This window comes from Halioxenophilus aromaticivorans, from assembly GCF_042850945.1.
GTDB classification, from domain to species: Bacteria; Pseudomonadota; Gammaproteobacteria; order Pseudomonadales; family Cellvibrionaceae; genus Halioxenophilus; species Halioxenophilus aromaticivorans.
Genome location: NZ_AP031496.1, coordinates 4,276,716 through 4,288,888, shown reverse-complemented (window position 1 = coordinate 4,288,888; position 12,173 = coordinate 4,276,716). Strand labels below are relative to the sequence as shown.

General features: G+C 49.0%; 9 protein-coding genes. 8 read left to right on the top strand and 1 reads right to left on the bottom strand.

From position 1 onward, the window contains the following. The first annotated feature begins 3 nt into the window (after window positions 1–3). From ACGHM3_RS18360 to ACGHM3_RS18345, 4 genes are all read left to right on the top strand, one after another. Complete coding sequence (locus ACGHM3_RS18360) at window positions 4–222, top strand: hypothetical protein (RefSeq protein WP_345422467.1); 219 nt, start codon at window positions 4–6, stop codon at window positions 220–222. Between the two features lies 1 nt (window position 223). Beyond that, entirely contained in the window at window positions 224–724 is a 501-nt protein-coding gene (gene sodN / locus ACGHM3_RS18355; RefSeq protein WP_345422469.1) for a superoxide dismutase, Ni, read from the top strand. Then, window positions 721–1,014 carry a S24/S26 family peptidase gene (locus ACGHM3_RS18350; protein ID WP_390517389.1) on the top strand — a complete coding sequence of 98 codons (294 nt, stop codon included), beginning with the start codon at window positions 721–723 and terminating at the stop codon, window positions 1,012–1,014. Before sodN ends, ACGHM3_RS18350 begins: the two co-directional genes overlap by 4 nt. Before the next feature lie 669 nt (window positions 1,015–1,683). Further along, window positions 1,684–6,804 (top strand): ASPIC/UnbV domain-containing protein, encoded by a 5,121-nt coding sequence (locus tag ACGHM3_RS18345; protein ID WP_345422475.1) that lies wholly within the window; start codon window positions 1,684–1,686, stop codon window positions 6,802–6,804. Window positions 6,805–6,895: 91 nt separating this feature from the next. On the opposite strand, the gene ACGHM3_RS18340 is transcribed toward ACGHM3_RS18345, so the two are convergent. After that, a complete protein-coding gene (locus ACGHM3_RS18340) occupies window positions 6,896–8,758 on the bottom strand; it encodes a calcineurin-like phosphoesterase family protein (protein WP_345422478.1) in 1,863 nt (620 codons plus the stop codon). A 517-nt stretch (window positions 8,759–9,275) separates the two neighbouring features. Here ACGHM3_RS18340 and ACGHM3_RS18335 point away from each other — a divergent pair. The 4 genes from ACGHM3_RS18335 (at window position 9,276) to ACGHM3_RS18320 (ending at window position 12,147) form a co-directional block, all read left to right on the top strand. Further along, window positions 9,276–10,106, top strand: coding sequence for a peptidylprolyl isomerase (locus tag ACGHM3_RS18335; RefSeq protein ID WP_345422496.1), 831 nt, complete (start codon window positions 9,276–9,278; stop codon window positions 10,104–10,106). Further along, entirely contained in the window at window positions 10,106–10,381 is a 276-nt protein-coding gene (locus ACGHM3_RS18330) for a hypothetical protein (RefSeq protein ID WP_345422481.1), read from the top strand. Before ACGHM3_RS18335 ends, ACGHM3_RS18330 begins: the two co-directional genes overlap by 1 nt. A gap of 69 nt (window positions 10,382–10,450) precedes the next feature. Continuing rightward, window positions 10,451–11,053, top strand: a complete 603-nt coding sequence (locus ACGHM3_RS18325; RefSeq protein WP_345422484.1) for a HupE/UreJ family protein — start codon at window positions 10,451–10,453, stop codon at window positions 11,051–11,053. 68 nt (window positions 11,054–11,121) lie between these two features. Beyond that, window positions 11,122–12,147, top strand: a complete 1,026-nt coding sequence (locus ACGHM3_RS18320; RefSeq protein WP_390517130.1) for an IS630 family transposase — start codon at window positions 11,122–11,124, stop codon at window positions 12,145–12,147. Window positions 12,148–12,173 lie beyond the last annotated feature (26 nt).

Below are 12,173 nucleotides of genomic sequence, written 5' to 3'. Positions count from 1 at the left end.
CCAGTGAAACACACTATCTTAGCCCGGGGGGCGGCCCTGGTAACCGCAGCGGTTTTTTGTAACCAAGCCATGGCCCACGCCGGCCACGATCACAACCATTGGAGCAGCCCAGCCCTACACGCGTTGGCGGTTATGGCCGTTGCCGCGGTGGGCGCCGGCGTTTGGGTGGCTCTGCGCCAGCGCAAACAAAAAGCCAAGCTACCCACACAACAGGAGAAGTAATATGTTGCATAAATTACTGTCCCTCGTAGATTCCGTAGTAGCGGTGCCACAGGCCCAGGCACACTGTGATATCCCCTGCAAAATATACGATCCTCAAACCGCGCAGATTGCGGCTTTGAGTGTGATTCGGTTTATGGATTTGATCGCCGAGCTGGCGGCCAAGGATTCTCTGACGGTTGCCGAGCAGGCGACCCTGGCTCGGCTTGTAGCCGAAAAAGAAACCCATGCCGAAAAAGCCAAACATGAGGTTCGGGTTATTTGGGGTGATTACTTTAAACAGCCTCAGTTTGAGCAGTTTCCTGATATTCACCAATTGGTGCACAGTATTATGCTGGCGGGTTCAGCTTGTAAGCAGGGCGTAGAGCGGGATAAAGGCGAAAAGCTATTAACGCTTATCAACCAATTTGCCGACGCTTTCTGGGCCACTAAAAATGTGGCTACTTTTACCGCAAAATGCCCATACTTGCCTGAAGAGCCCGTGGTTTACCCCAAGCTGCAGTGATTCCATTAAGGCTGTTTAAAGTGACTGGGGAGAGTATGCTCCCCAGTTTTCGTGATGGCGACTACGTTTTATTGTGGTGCTGGCCCAAGAGATTCAGGGTAGGGCAGTGCGTTGTGGTTGATCATCCTGATTTTGGAATAATCATAAAGCGGGTTAAGCAAGTCAACGCGGATCTCTCGCTGGTGTTGCACGGTGATAATGCCAAGCACAGCACCAACAGCGAACGACTGGGCCGTCTGGAAAAGAACGCCGTTGTTGGTTTAGTGATAGGGAAAGTGGGTTGTCCATAGGCAAGCTATGGTTTCCGTCGGCTTTTCGTTTTTTATATTCCCTTCAATTAACACTCAATTCTCGCTTATATGAGCGGCGCTAGAATTCCGCTTTCCACGATTTCTACTTCCGTAAAATTCAATTTTGCTATTGCTTATTTTTGAACAGCTAATTTTGACTGACTGATCCATATTTATCAGTTGATTGAAATAAAGCCGTAGCTTATCTGTCGCTCCGTTAGTCACCTGGTACTGACTTTGTGTCGCTGGGCGCACGCCATGCGTTTTCGGCTAGAAGTTCAGACATAACGGATTAGTCTCCACCTGTAGGCTTCTTTCGCTCAACATGTTCGCTTCTTAGATCCTTATTGCAGGATCTCGCTCAATAAACAAAGGTTGTTAAACTTTTTGAATATAAACATTCCGCCGGTATGATCGCCTAGATCGTTTTTGAACAAAGCTTCGGTGTTTGTATTTTTGTAAAGTAAATAAGTGTAATGATTTTTAGTGTTAACTAATTGTTAATTTACAAAAATATCACGGATAAGCTTGTGACTGCGGTGTGAGCTGGTTCAAATAAACGATACAATTCTTAAGTTCAAAAAATCACCGAAAAAAGCCTCCGCGAGCCTTACTTCATCACTGCAAGGCAATCAAGGAAGAAACATAGTTTTCTGTTGAAGGTAGCTAATGGATATTTTTAAAAAGTCGAAACGTTTTGTTTTCGCAAGTCAATTTCTGGCGGTTGCCGGCCTGCCCAGCGCTATTAATGCGGCGCCCATTCAGTTCGATGACACATCGGACGCACTCGGTTTTTACCGGGGCACAGAAAGCTGGGGAATCGCCTGGGGTAATCTTAACGGCGATGAATACCCGGACATCTACAATAACGGTCACCGAGATTACACTCGCATGTATCGAAATACCGGCACCGGTGATTTTGAAGATGTGAGTATGGAATACGATCACCACATGGATTATTTCTGGCTGGGTAACACCATGCGCGACGTGCACGGCGCTGCCTGGGGTGATTACGATAAAGACGGTGATGATGACCTTTTGGTTGGTGATGAGTATGACTTTTTCATCAACAACGCAGATTCCGGTGGCTTTTTCACTCACACGACGCCCAGCAGCTTGGGACAGGCGCACACGGCCTGGAAGCCAACCAATGGTGGCCGCGACATCAGCTACATCACGCGCTATGAGTGCCAGGGCAACATATCGCAATTTATCGATGCCGATAACGACGGCGACCTAGACTACGCCTGCGTTGATGAAGACCGCTTTCCTGAAGACGGCAGTAGCTCGGCTGTTAGTGATCGTGTTCCCTTTATGGCCAACGTGCTCGACACGGCTCTCGGAGATTTTAACAACGATCTAAAACAAGACATCATCGTTCTTCGTGGTGGCTTAAGGCCCAATGGCGCTTCTAAAATAAGCGATACTGAAATTGACGGCTGGTTCCGCTACGACAGCGGTTCTGGTTTTACTTTCTCCGCCACTGGCCAAGTGACATTTTTGATTGATGGTGACGGCGGAGGCGCCTACCTTGACGAAGACGTACTAGTTCTCAATACCAACGGTAATACCTCCGGTACGGTTCGTGGCATCAGCATCAGTTACAGTGGTGGGCAGTGGCGCGTGCAGGACAATAACAGCGATGCTGGTTATGTCCGCGTGCGGGCAGAGAATCCCGTTAGCAACCCAGTAATGTTTGGCTTAACCAACCGTGATGAGCCACAAAACGCAACACACCTAGTTAATACCGACTCAGGTTTTGAAGCGGTATATAACACAGGCTTAGCAACGCCGTTTGAGTGTCGCACCGTTGTAACTGCGGATTTCGATAACGACATGGACCTCGACCTGTATATGGGTTGTGGCGCAGGCGTAGACAACAAAGTAAACCGATATTTTGACAACAACGGTGACGGAACCTTTACTGAGGTGTCTAGCCACGGTGGTGAAGGCCCCGTCGGTCCAGGCAATGAGTTCGGCATAGCAGAAGCGGCTGTGGTTGCTGACTACGACGTAGACGGTTTTGTTGATTTAGCAGTAGTTAATGGTTTGCTGTTCTACCCATTTGGTTTCGGTGGCCCGGATAATTTGTTCCGCAATAAAGGAAACGGTAACCACTGGATTGAGATCGATTTAAACGGTGTTACCAGTAATGGTCCTGGCCTCGGTGCCAAGGTATACGTCACCGCCGGTGGTGTAACCCAAATGCGCGAGCAAAACGGTGGCTACCACCGCTGGGCGCAAAACCATCAGCGCCTACACTTTGGCTTAGCGGGTAACACCACCATCGATGAAATTCGTATCGAGTGGCCTGCCGGTCAGGTGGACGTATACACTAATGTTTCTGCCGACCAGCTGTACAACGCCATTGAAGCCAGGAACCTTGAGCCGGCAGTACTTGGCCCAGAAGTGAAAACTGAAATTGCCGACGGTGAAGAGTGTGGTGTGCCACAATACACCAGTACCTATGGCCCTATGATTCAGATATGGCGCGATTGCGGTACCGACACTTGGCATTTGCGCTCGCGCAGTGGATTGGCTCGTCTGATTGAAAACGTACCACAGGTCACGGCGGGTACTATCTCCGGTAGCCGAAATATCGGAGCAGCTACGCCGATCAATTTCACTGGTGTAGACACCTTCACCAATGCCGGTGGTGTTATTAACTTCGAGACCCTAACCAACGATACCTACGGCAATAATAAAACCATCAATTTCTCCACTGCCAATCAATCCACTATGTGTATTGATTTCAGCCAACAAGATATCGATGCGATCATTATTGGCTCCACCGGTAAAAAGCTAAAACCGCCCTTTGATATTCTTAACGACTTCGGTCCGTGTGATAGCGATGGCGACGGTATTGGCGATGCCACTGATCCGGACGACGACAACGACGGTGTGTTGGATGTGGACGACGCCTTCCCGCTGGATCCTACTGAATGGTCTGATACCGATGGCGACGGCGTGGGTGACAACACAGACTTGTTCCCAACAGATCCAACCGAAGCCTACGACAGTGACTTGGATGGCGTTGGTGATAATGCTGATGCCTTCCCTAACGACCCTAGCGAGTCCAGTGACAGCGACGGCGATGGTGTGGGCGACAACAGCGATGCTTTCCCCAACGACCCAACCGAAACTTCCGACACCGACGGTGACGGCGTGGGCGATAACAGTGATGCCGACATCGACAACGATGGCCTAGTGGACAGCGCTGAAACCATTGCCGGTTCTGCCGAAGATGTGGTGTTGGATAGTTTTGAGAGCAACCAAGGTTGGACACGCAATCCTTACAACACGGATAACGCCTCCACCGGTGTTTGGGAAATTGGTAACCCAGAAGGCACGTCCTACTGGGGCAACAATATCCAGCTCAATAACACCACCAGCGGCTCCAGTGCTTTGGTGACTGGTTTATCTGGCGGCCAATCTGGCTCCAACGACATCGACGGCGGTGTAACCACGATACTGTCGCCGATGATTAATTTGTCACCCTTCGCGACCACCTTGAAGTTCAATTACTACCTATCCCACTGGAGCAACGCGTCGTCTTCGGATTACTTCCGCGTTTCTATTGTGGCTGGTGGTAATACGCAAGCCATCCTTACCGATTTGGCATCCGGCTCTCGTCGTAGTGCCAACTGGACGGCGTTCAGTACCAATATTAGCGGCTACGCTGGCCAATCCATCCAATTACTGGTGGAAGCCGCCGATAACGGCAGCGGCTCTTTGGTGGAAGCGGCCATGGATGATATTTCCGTAACCGTAAATACACCGGAGTCCACCGACCAAGATGGCGACGGGATTGTTAACGAACGCGATTTGGACAGTGACGGCGACACCATTCCGGATGTGGTCGAAGCTGGCTTAAGCGATGCCGACGGCAACTACATTGTCGATGATCTGGTCAACGACCAGGGTAGTGTCAGCAATGCGCCGGACAGCGATGGTGATGGCCTACCGGACTTCTTGGATGCGGAATCTTCCAACCCCAATAACGATGGTACCGCCTACGATATCGCCAATACGGTTTACGCTGCCTTTGATACCAACGGCGACGGCAAAGTGAATGCCCTCGATACCAACGGTGGTGTTGACGCCGATGGCGATGGTATTGATGACTTGGTTGATAGCGACCCAACCAATCCTGGTAGTGGCCCTGCGCCCACCGACAGCGATGGCGACGGCGTGCCGGATACCCAGGATGCCTATCCGACCGACGCTACCCGCACCGTACCGGAAGTTAGCATTGGTTCTGCATCCGTTGCAGAGGCTACAGGCAGTGTGACCTTGCAAGTGAGCTTGTCGGTTGCGCCGCGCGTGCCCGCCAGCGTACTTGTCAGCACCAGTGATGGCAGCGCCAGTGGCGGTAGCGATTACCTAACGCTGAATCAGCAGGTGAGTTTTGCCATTGGTCAAACCAGCCAGAGCGTAAGCGTAACCATTTTGGATGACACCACTGCCGAGTCTAATGAGACCTTTAGTGTTGGTCTATCGTCTCTGGTGAGCTTAACCGCGGGCAGTTCTGCCACGGTGTCCATCCAAGATGACGACAACGGCAATGTATCCGACGCTTGTTACGAGCCTGTATTCGATCGCTTTACCGAAGCCGGCGTATTCCTGTGGGATACCTGTGACGGTAGCGGCGAATGGCGCATGCGCGTAACCGGCGGCGGCAATGCTGACGGCGTGTTCTACGAGGGTAATATCGAAGCGACACAAGCGTTAACCTACACCGGTTACAGCATTGAAGGCCACGATGTGCTCACCGCACCAAGCCCAGAAGTTTTGGCCTTTGTGTTAAAAACCTGGAATGCAGCGGAAGATGGTTTGAACTTCACACCGGGTACCGGCGCTTGCTTAACCGTCAACGATGTGGATCTGCCCATGTACCTTGGCCAGAACCGTGTAGAAGTGGACAGCCCGCTGAACCTAACCACATTGGAAGCCTGTGACGTAGCACCGCCGGCGGAAGAGTGTGGAATGCCAACCTTCGACAGTGCAACCGAAGAGGGCTTGTTCCTGTGGAAAGACTGTGTGCTCGGCGAGTGGAGCGCAACCCTCAGTGGCGGCGGTAATCCAGCCGGCGTACAGGCCAGCGGTAGCGTGACTTCCGTAGGTGGCTTTAGCAGCACCGCACAAGATAGCTTTGAGCCCAACGATGTGTTTGATAACACCACCAACCCTGACGAAATCGTTTATCTGATGAAAGTTTGGAACGCGGCCCGTGATAGCTTTAGCTTTACCGCCAATGGTGCCAACGCCTGTCTGATCTTAGATCAAGATATCCCAATCTACCTAGGTGAAAACAAGCAACTAACGGCTTCACCGCTCAACCTGGATACGCTAGAAAGCTGTGATATAGCGCCGGAGCCTGCTCAGTGCGGTGCACCTAGCTACGACAACGGCACTGAGCCCGGTTTGTATCTGTGGCAAGACTGTGACGCCGTTACCGCTGACGCACAGTGGCAGATGCATGTTGTTGGTGGTGGCTTGGCTTGGTCTCCGTACAGCGGTTTGATCTCGTCTAGCCTACCGTTGGTAGCCACCGGCGACCAGCTAGAGAACAGCGATATAGTTGACGCCACCGTTGGCGACAATAACATCGACTTTATGCTCTACATCGCCAACCGTGGTATTGATGCTCTCAATATCACTGTGCCAAGTGGCAGCCAGACCTGTTTTACCACGTCTACTATTCCTTCCGGTGCGCAGGTGTATATAGGTCGTGATAAACAGGTAATGACCGATCCGTTTAACCTGGAAGACTTGGGTGCTTGCCAATAGTTAATCAGCAGTTCTAAACCGAAAAAGGCCCCAGCGATTGGGGCCTTTTTTGTTTGCCTATTTGTTGGCGCGGAATTCGCCCCAAACTTTTCTATTCTTGCTCAGAAAAAACGTAATCACGGAATAATGGATCTGGGCGCTCCTCTCGAACTTCAAATACCACTGTCTCATAGTGGCGACGACCATGTTTGTCCGTCGCTTTTATGGTTAGTGTGTGTACGCCAGGGTCGAGGTCCGTTGGGAGGCTGGCGGTCCAGAGGTGATTGGAGTTGTCTGTATGCGTCCACTCATCTTGAGGGCGTGGGCTGGAGGGGCCAGCTTGGCTGCCCTGGAACAACTCGAACCCCTGAGTTCGAATCTCATCGGAAGTGCTTTCATTGGCATAACGGAAGACAAACATTTGCTTCTCCAAGGCAGCAGGGTCTAGTGCCTCTTCATTCCGCAACATGGTTATGGCTGGGTCATGGTCTATTCGCATGGTAACGGTGGTGGCACTGGAGCCATTCCAGACATTAGCGGTAATCTGAGCGTTCGCCAGCTCTTCGTAGGTTACGATGTTGGTGTCGGCCAGTTCGTTGTAATTCACTGGTGGAACCCCAACGGCGCCATCGCGTAACCAGGTTAATAGTGATTCGTACCAGTTAACGAACGCAGGCGAAAGAAATCCGACATTAATCTGCTTTCTGTTAGGCATGCCGGTGGCCTTAAAGGTGTCTTTAAAGGTATTGCCGTCGAATTCAAAAATCATAAACCCGCGCTTGCCACCCAGTCGCTGATAGCTCATTGGAATGCCGTCTTCATCGAAATCACCAGTCCACCAGGAGCCAGCGCCTGCGCCGGTGATAATCTGGGGAAAAGGAGTGGCGGGTATATCCAAGCCGGCGATATGGCTGCGATCACCTTCGCCGGGCTCAAAATGCTCCAGGGTGTGCGTATGGCCACTTAAAGCCAACGCTGGGCGACCCTCTAGCAGCTCGTACAGCGCTGCTGCGTTATCGGTTTGGTGCTTATTGGATTCCGAGTCTACAAAAGAGATAATAGGGATGTGCATGCTCAAAACTACCAGCTTGTCTTTATCCACATGTGACAAATCGTTTTCCAGCCACTGCAATTGTTCATCGGTGATTACACCGTTATAAGTAGCGCTGGCGTCACAAAACTCGTGATCACCGTCGTGGTTTTCGCAGGGGTACTGAACATTGTCCAGTGTGACAAAATGGACCTGACCTACGTCAAAAGAATAATAAGCCGGGCCCCATTCGCGCTTAAAAGTGTCAAATGAATTGGCGTCACTCTCTGCGTCAAAATCTAAGTCGTGGTTGCCTGGTACGTAGTACTGAGGGAGCTCTGCAGTGCTCATGATTTCTTTGATGCGGGGGTACAGGCCTAGATCATCGCCAGCCACATCGCCCTCAATAAGCAATCCTTCAAAGTCGTTTAAGTTCATGCTGGCAAATTCTTTTGCCAAGCTGTCGCGCATGTAGCCTACTTCCGTGTTGCTGTAGGGCTGAGTGTCACCGATGACAATCATCTTAAATTTATGTTTGTTTTCAGCTTTCGTAAGGGGGAAATTAATTCGATCGGGGAGGGGGCCGGTAGGCTCTAGCCCACCAAAACGCAGATTGGGAGATCCTGCTGGTAAATGGTGATAATAAAATTGGGGCACATTATCAATATTAACCGGTACATCGTAGCCTTCAGGTTCGGTGATGAACACGGTCATGCCATCATAGGCTGGTAAACGATAATAGCCTTTGCGACCGGTTTTGACAACGTCGATTCCGTTTGAAACCATTACGCCGCTTATACCGCGTTCGTTGTGATCGCGCGTGCCGTTTTTATTGGTATCTAAAAAAACTTGGCCGCGGACAGTCGTTTTGTCGCTGGCTTCGCCAATTGTCTCTACCTTTGCTTTATAGTCAATGTCTTTGGCTAAGCTAACATTTGATGCCATTACTCCGGCTACTGCTAACGCTAGCAGTTTTTGTGTGTGCATTTGTAGCATGTCAAACTATCCCCCATGAATGGTGTAGAGCTAAAAAATACAATGGATAAATGTTGTTGGCTTCTGGTTTCGCTCGGCCCAAATTGAAATTGTTCAATCTTACGTAGAAATGACTGGCGAAGGTCTTCAGCCTGTGATTTGCGTTGATAAAGCGCAGATATAGGTTGAGAGCTTCTTGTGACGATCTGATTTCGCTTGGAAAACGTTGAAATTAAATTTTTGTGACCTCGGGGTGGGTCCCGAATAGATCTGGCGCGTAAGGGGGTTGTTTACCTGCAAAGATATTCCGGCCGTGCCTGTATAGAAAACTAAGTCGGTTGTTAAAAAAAATTAAAAAAAGTGAAAGCTTTTGGAAATTTTAATGCCGAATCATTTGCTGTGAACTTGCCTTTATGGAGCCTGGCAGTGCGCTAGTCAGCGTGGGGTGTTAGGTCAATTAGTGGAAGAAAATCGGTCTCACGTGAATATGCAAAAATATAAATCTTCATCATGGTTACGGTTCTTTGCAGATCCTTTAGTGCACTTTGGTATTTTTGCAGCTGTCTTATATGTGTTTATTGTGCCTGAAAACAACACCGCCGAAGAGGGCGCAGTGATTGATATACCAGTAGGGCTCAGAGCTGACTTTGATCAGCAATACAAAACACAGTTCGGTCGAGAGCCTTCCGATCATGATTATGAACAGTTTGAGACGAAGTGGGTAAACGAGGAGATGTTGTACCGGAAAGGTTTAACAATGGGAATAGATACAAAAGACCCGGTAGTTCGGGATAGGATTATCGCTAAAACGAAAGAAATATATGAAAGGTCAGCGATTGTACTGCCGCCAAGCCGTTCCGAATTGAAAGATTTTTACCGTAAAAGTAAAAGAAACTACCAGTCAGCCGGGAGGTATGATTATGAGCAGTTGTCTATGGGGGTTGGTGAGAAATCTACTAAAGCATATGCAGAGGATGTGCTGTCGGAATTGCATGCAGGTGCAGAATATAAATCATTTGGCTTGAAGTACAATCATTTTAACAAGCGCAGTGAGCTTGCAATAAGAGCTCGATTGGGTGATGGCTTTGTGCAAGCGCTTGGTGAATCAACAGAGGGTGTATGGCAATTGCTCTTTACTGCGAGACAGTGGTATCTGATTCGCGTCAATAAAAAAATTGAGGGGACGTTGCCAGATTTTGACGATGTAGAATCGTTAGTGTTGGTAGATTATAAGAAACAGGCTAAAACCGCTGCACTGGATAACTTGTTAGCCCAGTTGCACGCAGATTATGAAGTTAATCGCAGAGCGCCACAGTAATGCTGGTCTTTCGTTACTTGCTCCTGTCGCTGCTTGCGCTGGGGACGGACAGCTTGCATGGTCATGCGTTAAGTGCGTCATTTTTAAACATCGAACAGCGCGGTGCGGATATTTATCAATATTACTGGCTCCCTTCTAAGGAGGTGGCTGACAACAGAGTTAAGGTAGGTTTTGTTTTTCCCGAGGGCTGTGTAGATACTGATGGCTCTATCAATTGCGAAAAAGGTGCTTTCAATGGAAGAATAGAACTGGTGAATTTGCCTGTGCATGCTTAAGTAATCACTCGCCTACAGAAAAGTGATGGAAGCTTCGAAACTGACATTGTGTATGGGCAGAGGCCAACAGTGCAGTTGAGGTCTGAGACGTCTCAACAATCGCTCTGGTTCATCATCGGCCTTTATGGGACGATGGGAGCAGAACATATTTTAATGGGTTACGATCATCTGCTGTTCGTGTTCGGCTTAATATTACTTGTCGGATTTCGAAAAAAGCTAATCATTACCGCGACTGCCTTCACTTTAGCGCATAGCCTAACGTTAGCGGCGAGTATGGTAGACGCTGTTGCTGTCAATCAACGTTTTGTAGAATTATTAATAGCGCTGTCGATCTGCTTGGTTGCGGTTGAAGGGTTAAGGAACAGGGCTACCCTGGCTTCTATGGCGCCCTCCGTAGTAGCATTTTTATTTGGTTTAATACATGGGTTGGGTTTTGCTGGGGCGTTGAAGGACATTGGCCTGCCTGCCGATACTTTTGTGGTAAGTCTGTTGGCATTCAATTTTGGTGTTGAATTAGGACAAATTGCGGTGTTGGTTTTCGCATGGTGCCTGGACTTGGTCGTTGCGTATTTGGTGAAAAGCCAGCGAATCCTGGCACGAGCAAGGACGGTGATGGGGTACCTAATAGGAGGTTTCGGAACTTTTTGGTTTGTCGAGCGGTTGATCCACTAAGCAGCAACAATACTACAATCGCAAAAACTATTAACCCGGTGAGTGTATATATCTGATATAATGCTCGGATGAACAGTAAACCAGACACTCGCACTCTATCATTCGACGCAATAGAAGAAAAACGACGTACGGCGCAAAAGTTGCGCAAGACAGGAATGACTCGAGCAGAAATTTCTGAAATCGTTGGAGCTCACCCCGATACCGTTGGGAGGTGGCTGAAAATTCCTCCCAACAAATTAAAAATCAATAAGCGCGGACCTAAAAAAGGCGAAGGAACACTTCTGTCCAAGGAGCAGAGCGACAGAATTAAAAGCCTGATAACAAATAGGACGCCAGATCAACTGCGGTTGGACTATGCATTGTGGACTCGCCAATCAGTACAGCAGCTAATTCTTCAAGAGTATGGAGTTGAGCTAGCGGTAAGAACGGTTGGCGATTACTTGAAACGCTGGGGAATGACGCCACAAAAGCCTCAGAAGCGCGCTTATGAGCAACGAGCACCAGAAGTAAAGAAGTGGCTTAAAGAAGAATATCCAGACATCAAAGCGCGCGCGAAGTCTGAAAATGCCGAGATATATTGGGGTGACGAAACAGGCTTGCGTAACAATTGCCAGCACGAACGAGGTTACGCCCCGAAGGGAAAGACGCCGGTAATCAAGCTAAACGCAAATTCTGAGTCGATCAACATGATATCTGCAGTCACGAATCAGGGCAAAGTTCGGTTTCGGTTTTTCGAAGGAACCATGAACGGCGACATACTTATCGATTTTATGATGCGCTTAGTTAATTCAGCTGACCGCAAGGTATTTTTAATTTTGGATAACTTACGAGTGCATCATTGCAAGCCGGTCAAAGAATGGCTAGAGGATCACAAAGAGATGATTGAGGTGTTTTATCTACCTGCGTATTCTCCAGAGCTTAATCCTGACGAGTATTTAAACTGTGATCTAAAGAAAGGTGTTCACAGTGGTAAGCCGGCTAGAAATAAAAAGCAATTAAAGTCTAAGGCACAATCTCACATGGCGATGCTGCAAAGAAAGCCAAGTCGGGTCAGGAAATATTTTAACAATGAATATATCAGCTATGCCGCCTAGCAGACGTATATTTCCACCGGGTTAAT